The following is a 16,331-nucleotide window of genomic DNA, read 5'->3' as shown; positions in this document are numbered from 1 at the left end:
CATCCTGGTGTTCGCTTGCCTTGATATTAGGTGATGATTCACCCTCATCGGCAAGCGCCCACATGAATTACCTGATCAAATTGTTAAAGAGCTTTCGTTCGGCGTTGCCGTTCGATGTGGGGCGTATTCTACCCAATTCTTTTTGATCGTCAAGCTTTTTTCTCATTCACCGTTCAAGCACCTGCGGGTCACCAATGGCCGGAAAGTTGACCTGAGGCAAGCCCTGCCCTTCCCCGCTTTTTTAGACTTGTTGGAGCACCGCTGAAAAGAACGGTGCGCACCAGACCGGTCAAATAGGAGGGGGAAACCATGACGACATCACGTATTGCCATCGGGCTTGCGAGCGTCGCGCTATTAGGCACGACGTCACTGTGGGCAGACGACGAACTCGGTAGCTACCGCGACAGGTTCGAACCGCTGCCCCACTTACCACCGTTACCTGCCCACAATTCACAGACCGATGAAAAGGTAATGCTGGGCAACATGCTGTTTTTCGAGCCGAGGATCTCCGCCAGCGGTGTCATCAGCTGTGCCACTTGCCATAACCCGGCGCTCGGCTGGTCGGATCGCATCCCCAGAGCTGTGGGCCATAATGGCCAGGTTGGCGAACGCAACACACCCACCGTTCTCAACAGTGGTTTCCTGGGATCGCAGTTCTGGGATGGACGGGAGCCGGATTTGGAGGGTCAAGCACTGGGCCCCATCGAAGCCGATGTCGAGATGGCCATGCAGCTGGAACACGCCCTGGACAGGTTGGCAGAGTTCGAGCTCTACCAGGAGCGCTTCACGGAAGCGTACCCCGACCAGGATGACCCCATCAATGCCGAGAACCTGGCCAAGGCACTGGCCGCCTTCCAGAGAACGCTCAACACACCCAACTCACCTTTTGATCGGTATTTACGCGGTGATATGGACGCCATCAGCGATCAGGCAAAAGAGGGCATGGTGGCTTTCGTGGATAATGGCTGCATCGCCTGCCATCGCGGCGCCAACTTTACCGATAGCCAGTTCCACGCCATTCAGGTGCCGGGGTCGAAAGATTTGGGTCGCTACGTGGTGACCGGCGAAGAAAGAGACAAGTACCGCTTCCGCACCCCCACCTTGCGCAATGTCGGCGTCACTTACCCGTACATGAACAATGGTGCCACCGAAACGCTCGAAGAAGCCGTGGCCATCATGGGCCAGGAAATGCTGGGACGTGAGTTTGACGAACCCACCATTGATAACATCACGGCATTTCTGCACTCCCTGACAGGTGAAATGCCCAATTTCGAGGTGCCCGCTCTACCCTGATGCCCTATGCCGTCGCCCATAGGGGCGGCGGCAGGCTGTATCAGGCTGCCGCCAGGCGCTTCAGCAGTTCGGCGCGCCGCGCGTCGCTGACGAAGGCTTCTTCCATGGCATTGCGGTTCAGCCATTTGAAGGTATCCTCTCCCCAGCCAAAGGCATCGGCACAGGCGATATGATTTTCGAGCAGCCCACCACCAAAATAGGCAGGATCGTCAGAGCTTATAGTGACCTTCAGCCCCGCTTCCAACAACGCCGGTAGCGGATGCTGATCCAATTGATCAACCACTTTCAAGCTGACATTGGAGAGCGGGCACACGGTCAGTACCGTTTGAGACTCCTTGAGGCGCTGCACGACGTCTTCGCTTTCGAGACAGCGCACGCCGTGGTCGATGCGCTGAACGTCCAACAGGTCCAGGGCTTGCGTAATGTAAGCGGCAGGCCCCTCCTCGCCCGCATGGGCCACACGCACCAGCCCAAGCTCCTTGGCGCGCGCAAACAGGGCCTGAAACTTCTCGGGCGGGTTGTCACGCTCGGCGCTGTCCAGGCCAATGGCATCCAGCATTTTCCAGTAGGGTGCCGCCTGCTCGAGAACGTGCAGTGCCTCGTCGGCTGGACGATCTCTCAGGAAGGCCATGATCATGCCCACTGAAAGGTCCAGCTGGCTCTCGGCCTCCTGTTTGGCCCTGAGCAGTCCCGCCATGACCACCTCCAAAGGTACACCACGCTGCAGATGCGCCTGGGGGTCGAAGTGCATATCGATATGCAGCACGCCTTCCGAACGGGCACGCTTGAAATAATCCATGGCCAGGTCATAGAAGTCCTGTTCGCTGCGCAAGACGTTCATGCCCCGGTAATACAGATTCAGAAACCCTTGCAAATCCTTGAAATCATACGCTGCCTTGGCCTCTTCGACCGTGGCATAGGGGAGTTCGATGCCGTTACGTTCCGCCAGTTGGAACATCAGTTCCGGCTCGAGAGAACCTTCGATATGCAAGTGAAGCTCAGCCTTGGGAAGGTGTCGTAAAAAGTCGTTCATGGTCGTCGCCTACTTGCCGATTCGGTGAATATCATGATGAAGTATCGTGAATTAACTTGCCGCCATCAAGCCGCCATTGATGAGCCAACCCCGGCACCAGGGCCGCATCATCCACTTGATGAACAAAGAAAATCGCCGTACGGCCTACCAACCAGGCGTCCAGCGAGGCCGCTACGTGCCGGGCCGTTGCCGCATCCACTCCCGCGAAGGGCTCATCCAGCAATACCACCGAGGGTGAGCGTAAGAACAGCCTCGCCAACGCCACTCTGCGCGCCTGCCCGCCTGAAAGCTGCTGCCCTCTTTCTCCCACCTGAGTCGCCAGCTGACGAGGCTGGCGTGCCGTCCAATCTGAAAGCGCTACCTGGGCCAGCACCTGCCAAAGCTCTTCGTCTGTCGCGTCAGGCTTGGCGATCCGCAGGTTATCGGCCAGCGAGCCATCGAACAGGTCTATTTGCTGGGGCAAGTACCCCATATGTGCTGCGCTACTTTCGAGGGTAATGACAGAGGGTGCATGCTCGGCCACCCACACATCCCCTTCAGTGGGAGAGATACGGCCCATGATCAAATTGGCCAGCGTCGATTTGCCCGAACCCGAAATACCCATGATGGCACCACGTTGACCGGCGGGCAGGGTCAGGGAAACCTGGCATATCGCCCAGCTCGCCGCATCCGGATAACGGAACATGACCTCACGCAGCTGCAGGGCATGGCCACCCTCGTCATCCGGAAGAGAGCCCACACGCGTTTGCCCTTGTGTCGCCTGCAGGGCATTCAGCCGCTGGGCCGCCCCGTGGCTGGCGCCAAACCGCACAAAAGCGGCAGGCAGGCTGGCCAACACTTCGTTGATACCAAACACGGCTATGACGGCCATGACCATGATGGGGCCCACCACGTGCTGCTCGGCCAGTGCCAGACTCCCCAACCAGAGCACACCAATGATCAACAGCCCCGTTACCGCCATCAGTAGCGCATTTCCCAGCGCGGCCTTCACGGCCAGCTGACGCTGGTTATCCAGCGCTTGCTGTTCGTGAGCTCGTATTTTCCTGCGATACCAGTCACTGGTTCGGTAGCTCATCAGCTCAGCGGACGCCTGTACCTGATCCAACACCAGCCGCCGAAGCTCCTCCTGATCATCCACTTGCCGATGGCTGTTGGTGAAACCCAGCCTGGCAAAGCCCAGGGTGATGACCAGCCACAGCAGCGTCAATACACTGGCCACGACGGCTCCCACCAGCGGCAACCAGATAGCGATGAAACCTGCAATGATCCAGACACTCAACAAGGCCACTACAGGCGGCACCAGCAGGCGTAGATACAGGCTATCCAGGGCATCGATATCCGACGTCAGGCGACTCAACCACTCACCGACTCGCCGACGCCGCAACGATGCGTCATCCAGGCGCGTCAAGTCACCGAAGACGCGATAGCGTAAATCCGCCAGCAGCGTCAGCACGGTATTGTGGTTGTAGAGCCGTTCGGTGTATCGAGCGACGGTGCGCAGCAAGGCAAAAAAACGAATGCCGCCGCCGGGCACATAAATATCCAGTGATGACGGCAACCCAGCCGCCAGCGCAATGCCCGCCAGGGCACACGCCGCAATGAACCAGCCGGACAAACCCAGCAGCGCAAGGCCCGCCAGCAACGTTACCCATACCAGCAGCGCACCCACGAGGAAGCGCTGCCTGCGCCTTAACATGAGCGCCAGCCATGGGCTCAGGTCATTGTGCAGAAATTTCATGGCGCCACCTCGTGAAGCTGGCCGTCTCGACACACCCAGTGGCGAGTGGCAACGGCCATCACCGCAGGGTGATGTGTTGCCATGACCAACGTTCGCCCTTCCGCCGACCAGGCCAGCAGTGCGTCGATCACGCTCTTTTCCGTCGCCGAATCAAGGCTGGCCGTGGGCTCATCCAACAACACCAGCGGTGCCTGGCTGAGAAATACCCGAGCCAGGGTCAAGCGCTGCGCCTGACCTCCCGACAAGCCGACCCCACGCTCCCCCACCACCGTCTCCAGGCCATGGGGCAAGGCAACCAACAGTTCCCCCAGGCCAGCTTTTTCCAAGGCCTCCTGCATGGCAGCCGGTGTCGCCTCAGGCGCCGCCAGGCTCAGGTTATCGCCCAACGAGCCATGAATGATGCAGGGTGATTGATCCAGCCACGCCACTTGCTCGCCCTGGCGGACTCTGCAAGCGCCACGCAGAGGCGCCATGAAACCGGCCATCAGCGCCAGCAAGGAAGACTTGCCACTGCCTGACTCTCCGGTAATGACCACCACATCCGCCTGACGTATCGTGGCCGAGACACCCGTCAAGACCGCCGAGTGCCGGCCATAGCCCACCTCGACATCCACCAATTCAATCGATGCATCTGGTTCGACGGGGGCGTCGAACCGGGTCGGCACCACGTCAGGCTCATCGAGGATGGTCACGATACTCTCTGCCGCCCCCAGCGCCGCAGCACGGTCGTGATAATGCTGCGAGAGGGTGCGCAAGGGCTGGAAGAACTCCGGAGCCAGAAGCAACACCGCCAGACCACTGAACAGGGTCAGCGAGGGGGAAGGACCGTAATCGATATAGCCCAACAGACCAAACCCCACGTACATGGCGACGACGGCAATGGCCACCGAGGCAAAAAACTCCAATACCGCAGACGAGAGAAATGCCAACCTAAGCGTGCGCATGCTCAGGCGGCGATACTGATCGGTGGCATACCAGACGTCCTGCTGGGCAGCACGCGTATGACCAAACAGCTGCAGCGTCGTCATGCCGCGTACGCGGTCAACGAAATGCGCCGAGAGCCTGGCAACAGAAGCGAACTGCTCCTTGTTGAGACGCTCTGCCCCCATGCCGACCAGCGCCATGAACAGCGGAATCAATGGCGCAGAGAGCAACAAGAAGATGGCCACCAGATAATCGAGCCAGCCCACCACCGCGGCAATCAGCAGTGGCAGCAATAGCACGATGCGCATTTGGGGTAGAAAGCGCGCAAAATAGCCATCGAGGGCTTCGATGTGCTCAACCGACTGGGTCGCCAAGGCTCCGCTCTGCTGCCGAGTCATCCAGACCGGGCCTAGCGCGGCGACCTTGTTCAAGACCTGCTCCCGAGCGTACTGCCGGATGCGCAAGCTGGCAGTTGCACTGAACGACTCTTGCAGGGCAAGAAACAGTGAGCGCAACGCCACGGCGACCACCAGGCCGAGCAGCACGGGCACCAGCGTGACAGGTGAGCGGCCATGAACGACCAGTTGCTCAATCGACCACGCCAACCCGACCACCAGCAAGATCGTCTGAGCACCGGACAGCACGCCGAAGCACGCTGCCAGCGCTAGCCGAGCACGCTCACGACGAGCCAGCGTGCTCAGCCAACGGCGCGGCGTCAACGAATTCGACTGGGCCGCAGGAGAGGCCATGAATCAGTGGTACCCTTCGCCAACGCGCACCTTGCCGCGGAAGACCCAGTAGGTCCAGGCGGTGTAGGTCAGGATGATCGGAATGACGAACAGCACACCGATCAGCAGGAACAGCTGAGATTCAGGGGCGGAAGCGGCATCCCACAGCGTGTAGTTGGGGGGCACGATGATGGGCCACTTGCTGACGATCAGCCCCAGGTAGGTGAACACGTAGATGCCGATGGTGGCCACGAAGGGAATACCCTCGTCACGACGTTTCACGGAGCGATACACCATGAAGGCCGACAGCAGCGCCAATGCCGGGAACACCCAGATCAGCTGCAAATGACCGAACCAGCGCTCCCAGACCACCGGATTCACGAACGGAGTCCAGATGCTGATGATACCGAAGACGCCCAGTACCAGCGCCAACAGCAGCGGCGTCACCTTGTAAGCCCACTCCTGAATATGCCCCTCGGATTTGAGGATCAACCAAGTGGCTCCCAGCAACGCATAACCAGCCATCAGGCCGAAGCCGGTCAGTACCGAGAATGGCGTCAGCCAATCGAAAGCGCCACCTGCAAAGACAAAGTTTTCGACATGAAACCCCTGAATGTAAGCACCGACCACCGCCCCTTGAGCGAAAGCGGCCACGCCGGAGCCCCAGCAGAAGGCGCGGTTCCACCAGCGACGATTGCGCCGGGACTTGAAGCGGAACTCGAAGGCCACCCCCCGGAAAACAAGCCCCGCCAGCATCAAGAACACGCCAATATAGAGTGCCGGCAGGAAGACCGAATAGACCAGCGGGAAAGCCCCGAGCAAACCGGCCCCCGCCAGCACCAGCCACGTCTCGTTGCCGTCCCAGACCGGCGCCACGGAGTTCATCATCACATCCCGGGCGTCTTCGTCCGGGGCGAAGGGATACAGAATCCCAAGCCCCAGATCGAAACCGTCCATCAACACGTACATCATCAACCCGAACCCGATGATGCCTGCCCAGATTATCGTCAGATCAAACATTTCCATGTCTCAGTTCCTCACCGGGTCGACATCGTCATCAAAGGGAGTTTCCGTGGCCGATAGCGGGCGCATGGGGCGTCTGAAGTTATCACCTGTCGTTTCACGCTCTTCCTTGGGCAGCATGCCGTTACGCACCACGCGGGTCAGGTAGTAGATACCGGCATAGAACACCACCGCATACACCAGCACGTAGCCCGCCAGCGTAAACAGCGCCATGGGGCCGGTCAGCGAAGGCGTAACGCCTTCTGCGTGGGTCATCATGCCGTATACCAGCCATGGGGCACGCCCTGACTCGGTCACGATCCAACCAGCCAGCACGGCGACGAACGGCATGGGGATCATGTACACCAGCGTCTTGAGGAACCCGGTGTGCTGATGGAACTTGCCTTTACGACGCAGGAACAGTCCTGCCAAGGCGGTGGCAATCATCAATAGTCCAATCCCCACCATCACGCGGAACGCCCAGAAGACGATCCAGACCGGTGGCTGCTCTTCAGGAGCAAATTCGTTCAGCCCCTGAATAACCCCATCCGTAGAGTGGGTCAGGATGAGGCTGGCAAGATTGGGAATGCCGATTTCAAAGCGATTGGTTTGCGCTTCCTGGTGCGGGATGGCGAACAGCAGCAACGGAACGTTGCCAGAGGTTTCCCAATGCCCTTCCATGGCCGCCACTTTGGCCGGCTGGTGCTCCAGAGTATTCAAACCATGGAAGTCCCCCACGACCGCCTGGGCTGGCGCCAAAAACAGCAGCAACCAAAGGCACATGGAAAGCGCTCGACGGTTGGCTTCCGGGTCGCGACCACGCAGCAGGAACCAGGCACTCACACCGGCCACCACGAAGCCACCGGTCAGAAAGGATGCCATAGCCATATGCGCAAAGCGGTAAGGAAAGGAGGGATTGAATATCGCTTCGGTCCAGGAAACCACGTGGAACCGATAGTCGATGAGCTCTACCCCTGCCGGCGTATGCATCCAGCTGTTGGCAGAAAGAATCCAGAACGACGAAATGAACGTACCGGTCGCCACCATGATGGCAGCAAACAAGTGCACCCCTTGTGGCACCTTGCCTCGGCCAAAGAGCAGGACACCGAGGAATGCCGCTTCAAGGAAGAAAGCGGTAACGACCTCGTAGCTGAGCACCGGTCCGAGGAAGTTGGACGCTGCCTGGGAGAAGTTGCTCCAGTTGGTGCCAAACTGGAAGGACATGACGATCCCGGAGACTACGCCCATGCCGAAAACCACGGCAAACACCTTGGTCCAGAACAGTGCCAGGCGGTCCCAGGCGGGGTTGTTGGTCTTGAAAAACAGCCCATGAAGCAGCGCTATGTAAGACGCCAGCCCGATGGTAAAGACCGGAAAGATCGCATGAAACGATACAACGAAAGCGAACTGTATTCGCGATAGTACAAGGGGGTCGAGTTCCATCACACGCTCCTAAGACCTGGATCAATATCCCATCAATGGGTTACACAAGCTTAGTTGAGCCTTAATGGCACTGCATTTTAGTTATAAGCACTAAGCTTATTCTTTAGCTGTGTTGCATTTTAACGCTTCGACACCTGTTATACAGCGCAAGTTTGCCCAAAAAGCTGTGTCGCATTGACGCATGCCATTCAGGCAAACTGCTCATTTTCAATTAAAAAAAGTCATGTCATCACCACCAGACTGACCATGTAGCCGGTGTAGGCGACAAACAGGGAAAACAGCACGCCCCCCTCCAGACGGTTGATTCGCCGCGGACGCCCACGCCATGAGAATGCAAACAGCACCATCAGCAGCGTCATGAAAGTCATCACGCTCCAGTCACGCACCAGCACCTCACGGCCCGCCTCGATTGGCGCGATCACACCTGCCAACCCGACGACGGCCAGACTATTGAACAGATTGGAACCGACCACGTTGCCCAGCACCATATCGTGCTCTTTGCGCTTCAAGGCACTAATGGAAGAGGCCAGTTCAGGAAGCGACGTGCCCACGGCCACCACCGTCAAACCGATGATCAGGTCACTGACACCAAAGCCCACGGCAATTTCTACCGCGCCCCATACCAACAAACGCGAGCTGGCTACCAATAGCACCAGCCCCACCAGCGTCCACATCAGCGCCTTGCCACGAGAAAGCGGCTTGCTGTCCAGGCTCTCCGTCACTTCATCGGTCAGTGCATCCGCCTGATCACGCCGAGAACGAATGATACTGACCGTAATGAAGATCCCCAGCGCGGCCAGCAGCAACACTGCCTCACCGCGGGAAATCCAGCCATCCATCAGCATGTAGCCAGTCAGCAGCATGACCGCCACCAATAGCGGCATCTCCTTGCGAATAACGCTGGAGTGCACCGCCAGCGGCGCTATAAGCGCCACAAAACCCAGCACCAGCCCTATGTTGGCAATATTGGATCCGTAAGCATTGCCTAGCGCCAGCCCGGGATTACCCTGCATGGCCGCCAGTACGGAGACCATCACTTCAGGGGCCGACGTTCCGAATCCGATGACCAGCATACCGATCAGCAGTGGGGACAACCCCAGCCACCGCGAGGTAGCAGCAGCGCCATCGATAAATTTTTCAGCACTCCAGATCAGCAGGACGAGCCCTACCACCACTGCTACAAAGGCAAGCAACATTTCGGTTCCTTAATGTCATCGTAATGTCATCGTATTAGGCACTATCGCGGCTGCATCCTTGTCGAACCGGGAGGCGGGGTCAAGCACCGAGTTCAAGAGAAGCGTGGTGACCCTGATTTGACACTCACGTCTCGGCTCTATATTGATTTAAAATGCGCCAACTATCGAGAGTTTGCTATTGCCTGATGTCTCTTTCATGAAACGACCCACCTTACCCATGCATACCCCCGCCGTGGACTGCACGCCCCCCGAGGCACGCGTCCAGCGCAGGCGGCTGCGCGCCTGCCATGAGTGCGACTGGGTGTCGGCTCTACCGCCTTTGGGCTCGGGTGAAAAAGCCTCCTGCCCACGCTGTTCTCATGTGCTGGTCAAGCGTCACCGCTACCCCGCACAGCGCAGCATGGCCTTGGCCATTGCCTCGCTGGTGGCCCTTATCTTGGCCGTTTCGTTTCCCTTCGTCAGCTTCAGCGTAGGTGGCATTGGTAACCGCATCGAGCTGACGCAAACGGCCACGGCGCTGATCAATTTTCACCAGCCTATCGTAGCCATCGCGGTGATCATGACCATCGTGGTGCTGCCTTCGGTCTACCTGACGGGGGTCATCTGGCTACAGTTCGGGCTGCTGCGCGCCCGCCCGCTGCCATTGAGCAGAGATATCGCTCGCTCGCTGGCCCACCTGACCCCCTGGATGATGGCCGATGTGTTCATCATCGGCGCGCTGGTCAGTCTGATCAAAGTGGCCGGCATGGCACAGATCGAGCTGGGCATCTCCTTTTGGGCCTTCTGTGTGTTCGCCATCCTGCTGCTGATGACCACACAATCCATCGATGCAGATTGGATGTGGTTTTCACTGGAGGGCGAGCCACTGGCCCCGGAAGGCACCTTGACGGGCGCTACGGCGGCCAGCCAACAGGTGACCGGCTGCCCCACCTGCGGGCTAGTCAACCGTTTCGACAAGGATCACCGCCGCTGCATTCGCTGCCATGAGAAGCTGCACACTCGCCTCCCGCATAGCCTGCAGCGCACCTGGGCGCTGCTCTTTGCTGCGGCGATCATGTATATTCCTGCCAATGTTTATCCCATAATGACCACCACCAGCCTGGGCCATACGGCACCTTCGACCATCATTGGCGGTGTCGTGCAGCTCCTGCAAATGGGCTCATGGCCCGTGGCTGCGGTGATCTTCATTGCCAGTGTCATCGTGCCTGTCGGCAAACTGGTGGCGCTGGTATGGTTGTGCTTGATGATCAACCGCAGCAACGAGCTCAACGCCAACAGCCGCACGCGGCTTTACCGCATCACCGAGTTCATTGGCCGCTGGTCCATGGTGGATGTATTCGTGGTAGCGATTCTCGTTGCCCTGATCCGTGCCGGTTCGCTGATGTCGATCACCCCCGGCCCAGCAGCACTCGCCTTTGGCGCCGTGGTCGTGCTGACCATGCTGGCCGCCATGACGTTCGACTCTCGCTTGATTTGGGACTCCCCCACTCCACGCCCTGCCCGCCGCACGACGGCCACCAAGGACGCTATTGATGGCTAATGATGTCACCCCCAACACCCCCGATACTGACAACGAACTCCACCGGGCCAAAGCCTCTCGGCAGACACGCCTGTCGCCTATCTGGATCGTGCCCCTCGTGGCCGTCGTTATCGGCCTGTGGCTGGTGTATGACAACTACACCAGCCGTGGCACCTTGATCACGCTGACCATGAGCAACGCCGAAGGCATCGAGGCAGGCAGCACCTTGATACGCAGCCGCAACGTCGAGATTGGTCGCGTACAAAGCGTGCGGCTCTCTGACGACCTCTCACAAGCCGTGATGACCGCCCGAATCCAGCCTGAAGCAGAAGCCATGCTCAGAGAAGACAGCCGCTTCTGGGTCGTCAAGCCGCGCATTGGCCGCGAGGGCATCAGCGGCCTGGGCACCGTGCTATCCGGAGCCTACCTTCAATTGGAGCCCGGCCAATCGGACGAGCCAAGAAGAGAGTTCACCGTCAGCGACGTGCCGCCGGTGGCCACGGCAGGACAGGCCGGACTTCAGATCAGCCTGGTCAGCCAACTGGGCAACTCCCTGCGCGTCGGCGATCCGGTTTCCTATCAGGGCTATACCGTTGGTCGCGTCGAAGACACCCGCTTCGATGCCGATTCGCGCACCATGTATCACCAGGTTTTCATCGAAGAACCTTATTCCCAATTGGTGACCGACAGCACCCGATTCTGGACGGCCAGCGGCGTCGATTTTCGCCTGGATGCCAATGGCTTTCGGGTCAATGTCGAGTCGCTGGAAGCGTTACTGGGCGGCGGCGTGACCTTTGGCGTGCCCGAAGATCTGCCCATGGGACGACCCGTTGAGCATAACGCGCGCTTCAATCTTTACGCCGATGAAGACGACGCCCGCGAAGGTACCTTCAACCGCTACCTGGAGTACGTGCTGCTGGTCGACGACACGGTGCGGGGGCTTTCTCGCGGGGCACCGGTGGAGTTCCGCGGCGTACGCATCGGTACTGTGGCGGCGGTGCCCTGGAATTTTACCGCGCCTCAGCCTGATTCCAGAGCACGGTTTGCGATCCCCGTACTGATTCGCATCGAGCCCCAGCGGCTGGGCATCGAGAATTCAGATATCGATCTGGGAGATTGGGACAATCGCTTCACCAGGATGTTTAGTCTGGGCCTACGTGCGTCGCTGAAGAACGGCAGCCTGCTCACCGGAGCGTTGTTCGTCGATCTGAACTTCCAGCGCGACCTGGCCGATGAGTACGTAGCGGAAACTTTCTCAGAGCGGACGGTATTCCCCACCGTGGCAGGTGGCTTCGCCCAGATTCAGGCACAGATTACCGACCTGCTGGATAAGCTCAACGCACTGGAGGTCGAACCGCTTCTGGCGGGCATGGACCGCAACCTGCAAGCCTCCGAGCAGGTGCTCAACGAAGTGCGTGACATCAGCCGTTCGGTCAACGAACTGCTCAGCGACCCTGAAACTCGCGCGATTGGCGGCAACCTGAACAGCACGCTGGAAGAGCTGCGCAGTACGCTACAGGGTGTCTCGCCGTCGTCACCGGCCTATCAGGAGCTGACCACGGCCATCGAGCGGCTGGACCGCCTGATGCGAGACCTGCAGCCCCTTACGCGTACGCTGAATGAAAATCCTCGCGCCCTGCTGTTCGATAACCTCGACACCCAGGACCCGACGCCCCGCGCCCCGCGCTGACAGGAGAGATCATGATGCAACCTTTTACACGACTGCTGATCATTGCCGCTGCCTGCATGGCCCTGACCGCGTGCGCAAGCAGCGTCACTCCCCCAGCTCGCTACATGCTGCCCAGCCCCGCGGCCAGCAGCGCCCCTAGCCAACCCACGGGCACGCTGGCCATCCGCGCTCCACGCTTGGCGCACTATCTGGACGTGGATGGCATCGTCATGCAGTTGGACGACATCACGTTGAACCAGGCTCGTGAACACCAGTGGGCCGAGGGCATTGGCCGTCAGCTGGAACGTAGCCTGCGAGCGCAGTTGGCCCAGCAGCTTCCCCAGCTGCAGGTGGTGCGTTCAGAGGGCGCCCAGCCAGACGCCTTGACGCTATCCGTCGAGGTGGATCAGTTCCAGGGACGCCACGATGGCATGGCAGTGGCCAGCGGCCAGTGGCAGCTACGGCGCGAGGACAATAGCCTGGTCACACTGCAAAGCTTTACCACGGAAACGCCCCTGGAAGAGGACGGCTACCCGGCCCTGGTACGTGCACTGGGTGAAAGCTGGAACCTGCTAGGCGTGCAAATCGCCGAGCAGATTCAGCGCAATGACTATTTCACGGGCCGCTAATTCAAGACTGCATGAACGGCGCTGAGTGCGACTTTCGTGTTACACTAGGCGACAGCGCCTTTCGCAAGCGCCACCCCATCACTTCCACGCAGCCCTGCGGGCAATGGCTGCGTGGCTTTAAAACGCCCGTCGTGGCTGCCCGATCTGATTCTTAGATGCGCCTTCATGGCGCAATGACATCCTCGTATCTTGAACATGACGCCAACCCCTCACTCAGAGAGTGAGGGGTTGGCGACTGCGGAGAATGCATGAGCTTTTCTGACCTTGGTCTGCACCCTGATCTACTCAGCGCCGTTGGCGCACAGGGCTATCATCAGCCCACCCCGATTCAACGCCAGGCCATTCCCGTCGTTCTGGAAGGACGAGACCTGCTGGCCAGCGCACAGACGGGCACCGGCAAAACCGCTGGCTTTACCCTGCCCATGCTGCAACGCCTGGTGCAAGGCAAACGCCCGGGCAAACGCCAGGTACGTGCGCTGGTCCTGACCCCTACCCGCGAGCTGGCCGCCCAGGTGGGTGAAAGCGTCACCGCTTATGGGCAGCACTTGTCACTGCGCTCGCACATCATTTTTGGCGGCGTTGGCCAGCAACCCCAGGTAGACGCCCTGAAAGCCGGTCTAGACGTGCTGGTGGCCACGCCGGGACGCCTGCTGGACCTTCACCAGCAGGGTCACGTAGACCTGTCTGCCGTGGAAATACTGGTACTCGATGAAGCCGACCGCATGCTCGACATGGGCTTCATCCACGACATCAAACGTCTGCTGCGCCTGGTACCCAAACAGCGTCAGAACCTGCTGTTCTCGGCCACCTTCTCCAACGAGATCCAGGCCCTGGCCCAGCAGCTGCTGAACAATCCGGCGATGATCGAAGTGGCGCCGCGCAACACCACGGCCGAAAAAATCGAGCAGGCCATCTACCGCGTGGATCGCGACAAGAAACGCGACCTGCTGGCCCATTTGATTCAGCGCCATGGCTGGTTCCAGGTGCTGGTCTTCACGCGCACCAAGCACGGCGCCAATCGCCTGGCGGAGCAGCTGACCAAGCAGGACATTCCGGCCATGGCGATCCATGGCAACAAGAGCCAGGGAGCGCGCACTCGAGCACTTGGAGCCTTCAAGAGCGGTGACTTGCAGGTCCTGGTTGCCACCGACATTGCCGCACGTGGCCTGGATATCAGCGAACTTCCCCACGTGGTCAACTTCGACCTGCCCAACGTCGCCGAAGATTACGTCCACCGCATCGGGCGCACAGGCCGTGCGGGCAGCAATGGTGAAGCGGTGTCACTGGTGTGCGTCGATGAGCATGGCCTGCTCAAGAACATCGAGCGGCTGATCAATCAAACGTTGCCCAAGCACGTTGAGCCCGGCTTCGAACCTGACCCCAACGCCAAGCCCGAACCTATCGAAAACGGCCGCCGCGGCCAGCGTCAACCGCGTGCCCGCCGCTCCTCCGAGAGCACTCAAGCGAATAACGGTGGCGAACGTCGCCGCCGCGCTCGCCGCTAGCCCAAAGGACCGGAATGTGCGAAGGTATCGCCTCGCATATTCCGGCGTTTCGCTGAACCAATTCATGGAGTGACTATGGCGTCTTCACAACTGATGGCGGACTATCGCCAGTGGCTGACTTTTCAGCGTCAGGAGCAGCTGAGCCGCGAACATCAGGGTATTTCACAGCGACTGGAAGATGCCCGCGCCTCCTCTGGCCAGGTCGTGCAGGCTTACCGCAGCATGGCCGAAAAAGCATCCCAGGAAGGCGCCTGCTATCGGACGCTGTTCCTGCGCGAGTGCGATGACAACGCCTCCTTGCCTTGTGAAGGCTGGCTGTTCGTACGCCGCGTGCTGAGTGAAGGCAACAGTACGCGCATCAGGGCCACCCTGCTGGAAACCTTCAATTTGGCCGAGGGCGCCATTGCGTTAGGCGATAAACCGGCACGCAAGCTGACCCTGGAAATCTACGACAAGCTGGACATCAACAAGGGCATGCGAACCCAGGTACGTGTGGACGCCATCGACACCCCACAGGACTATCACTTCATCACCCTGCTGGATGCCGTACGCGGCGACCTGCGCCCTTACATGCAATAAGTTCGCGTCATGGTGACACGCCGTACCGTCAGCTTCATCCTGTTGATGTTCGTGGTTGGGCTCAATCTGCGCCCGGCCATGTCCTCGGTGGCCCCTCTACTGCACAGACTACAGGAAAGCGCGGGGCTGTCGGCCACTGCTGCCGGCCTTTTGACCACCTTACCCGTACTGTGCCTGGGCCTTGCCGCACCGCTGGCCCCCTGGCTCAGCAAACGCCTGGGCAGTGAGCGGGCGTTGAGTGCCGCACTGCTGCTGTTGGCGACCGGCCTGCTGGTACGGGGCACTCCCTGGCCAGGCTTGCTGTACCTGGGCTCGGCCATGGCAGGCGGTGCTATCGGGATAGCGGGCACACTGCTTCCCGCCCTGGTCAAACGCGAACTGCCGCACAGCGCCGACCTGCTGACCGGGCTGTACACCATGGCGCTCTGCTTTGGTGGCGCCCTGGGGGCAGGGCTGAGCGTCCCACTACTGGTTTGGCTGGGCAGTTGGCAGCTTAGCCTGATGAGCTGGTCACTGCTGGCCCTGGCAGCCTGGCTGCTATGGTCGGGCTTTGCACCGCGTCCAATCGCAGCACCATCGCTACAGCCCACCTTCCGAGTGCCGCTTGCCGCTTTGCTACGCCAACCCTTGACCTGGCATGTGATGCTCTTCATGGGCATTCAATCCTCCATGGCTTACATCGTGTTTGGCTGGCTGCCCACCCTGCTCATCGACCGGGGCTACAACGAAGCCGACGCCGGTTGGACCATGGCGGTCTCCATCATGAGCCAGCTGGCGTCGGCACTGGCCGCCCCATGGGTTGCCCGCTTGCATAAGGACCAGCGGCCAGCCCTCCTCATGGTACTGGCCGCCACGGCCATCGGCCTGGCGCTACTGTTGATTGCCCCATTGGCTTGGCGATGGCCTGGCGCCATCCTGCTGGGCCTCGGTCAGGGCGGTAGTTTCAGCCTGGCGTTGGCCCTGCTGGTGCTGCGCACGGCCAACGCCCCCTTGGCTGGACAGCTTTCCGGGCTGGTGCAGGGAGGCGGCTACACCCTGGCCGCGCTGGGCCCCTTCGGCGTGGGTGTGATGCT

Annotated in this window: 13 protein-coding genes; 7 read left to right on the top strand and 6 right to left on the bottom strand. The window is 60.0% G+C overall.

All coding sequences use genetic code 11. The features are described from left to right. Window positions 1–309: 309 nt before the first annotated feature. On the top strand, window positions 310–1,293 hold the full coding sequence (locus tag B7L72_RS05610; protein WP_081193098.1) for a cytochrome-c peroxidase: 984 nt from the start codon (window positions 310–312) through the stop codon (window positions 1,291–1,293). Window positions 1,294–1,333: 40 nt separating this feature from the next. Here the strand turns inward: B7L72_RS05610 and B7L72_RS05605 are convergent, their stop codons facing one another. The 6 genes from B7L72_RS05605 to B7L72_RS05580 all read right to left on the bottom strand — a co-directional run bounded on the left by B7L72_RS05605 (window position 1,334) and on the right by B7L72_RS05580 (window position 9,357). Continuing rightward, window positions 1,334–2,326 carry an adenosine deaminase gene (locus tag B7L72_RS05605; RefSeq protein WP_081193096.1) on the bottom strand — a complete coding sequence of 331 codons (993 nt, stop codon included), beginning with the start codon at window positions 2,324–2,326 and terminating at the stop codon, window positions 1,334–1,336. 31 nt (window positions 2,327–2,357) lie between these two features. Further along, window positions 2,358–4,064: a thiol reductant ABC exporter subunit CydC gene (gene cydC / locus B7L72_RS05600; RefSeq protein ID WP_081193094.1), complete on the bottom strand. Its 1,707-nt coding sequence runs from the start codon at window positions 4,062–4,064 to the stop codon at window positions 2,358–2,360. Beyond that, window positions 4,061–5,737 (bottom strand): thiol reductant ABC exporter subunit CydD, encoded by a 1,677-nt coding sequence (cydD, locus tag B7L72_RS05595; RefSeq protein WP_081193092.1) that lies wholly within the window; start codon window positions 5,735–5,737, stop codon window positions 4,061–4,063. The genes cydC and cydD overlap by 4 nt, the downstream gene beginning before the upstream one ends. A gap of 3 nt (window positions 5,738–5,740) precedes the next feature. Continuing rightward, window positions 5,741–6,742, bottom strand: coding sequence for a cytochrome d ubiquinol oxidase subunit II (cydB, locus tag B7L72_RS05590; protein WP_081193090.1), 1,002 nt, complete (start codon window positions 6,740–6,742; stop codon window positions 5,741–5,743). A 3-nt stretch (window positions 6,743–6,745) separates the two neighbouring features. Further along, a complete protein-coding gene (locus tag B7L72_RS05585; RefSeq protein ID WP_081193088.1) occupies window positions 6,746–8,161 on the bottom strand; it encodes a cytochrome ubiquinol oxidase subunit I in 1,416 nt (471 codons plus the stop codon). 221 nt (window positions 8,162–8,382) lie between these two features. Next, the gene (locus tag B7L72_RS05580) at window positions 8,383–9,357 is read right to left on the bottom strand and encodes a calcium/sodium antiporter (RefSeq protein WP_081193086.1); all 975 of its coding nucleotides are present in this window, start codon (window positions 9,355–9,357) and stop codon (window positions 8,383–8,385) included. A 196-nt stretch (window positions 9,358–9,553) separates the two neighbouring features. Between B7L72_RS05580 and B7L72_RS05575 the strand changes: the two genes are divergently transcribed. The 6 genes from B7L72_RS05575 to B7L72_RS05550 all read left to right on the top strand — a co-directional run. Then, window positions 9,554–10,897, top strand: coding sequence for a paraquat-inducible protein A (locus B7L72_RS05575; RefSeq protein ID WP_139788448.1), 1,344 nt, complete (start codon window positions 9,554–9,556; stop codon window positions 10,895–10,897). Further along, on the top strand, window positions 10,890–12,566 hold the full coding sequence (gene pqiB, locus B7L72_RS05570) for an intermembrane transport protein PqiB (protein WP_081193082.1): 1,677 nt from the start codon (window positions 10,890–10,892) through the stop codon (window positions 12,564–12,566). The genes B7L72_RS05575 and pqiB overlap by 8 nt, the downstream gene beginning before the upstream one ends. Before the next feature lie 11 nt (window positions 12,567–12,577). Further along, window positions 12,578–13,174 (top strand): PqiC family protein, encoded by a 597-nt coding sequence (locus B7L72_RS05565; RefSeq protein WP_081138138.1) that lies wholly within the window; start codon window positions 12,578–12,580, stop codon window positions 13,172–13,174. A 248-nt stretch (window positions 13,175–13,422) separates the two neighbouring features. After that, window positions 13,423–14,679: a DEAD/DEAH box helicase gene (locus tag B7L72_RS05560; RefSeq protein ID WP_081193079.1), complete on the top strand. Its 1,257-nt coding sequence runs from the start codon at window positions 13,423–13,425 to the stop codon at window positions 14,677–14,679. A gap of 75 nt (window positions 14,680–14,754) precedes the next feature. Beyond that, window positions 14,755–15,258 (top strand): hypothetical protein, encoded by a 504-nt coding sequence (locus tag B7L72_RS05555; protein ID WP_016913975.1) that lies wholly within the window; start codon window positions 14,755–14,757, stop codon window positions 15,256–15,258. Window positions 15,259–15,267: 9 nt separating this feature from the next. Next, on the top strand, window positions 15,268–16,331 hold a 1,064-nt coding region (locus B7L72_RS05550), incomplete at its 3' end, for an MFS transporter (RefSeq protein WP_254893761.1).

Origin of the sequence: Halomonas sp. BC1, from assembly GCF_002078135.1 — a bacterium.
Classification (GTDB): domain Bacteria; phylum Pseudomonadota; class Gammaproteobacteria; order Pseudomonadales; family Halomonadaceae; genus Vreelandella; species Vreelandella stevensii.
Note: the sequence above shows the minus strand (reverse complement) of the source record. Positions and strands in the feature narration are given on the sequence as shown.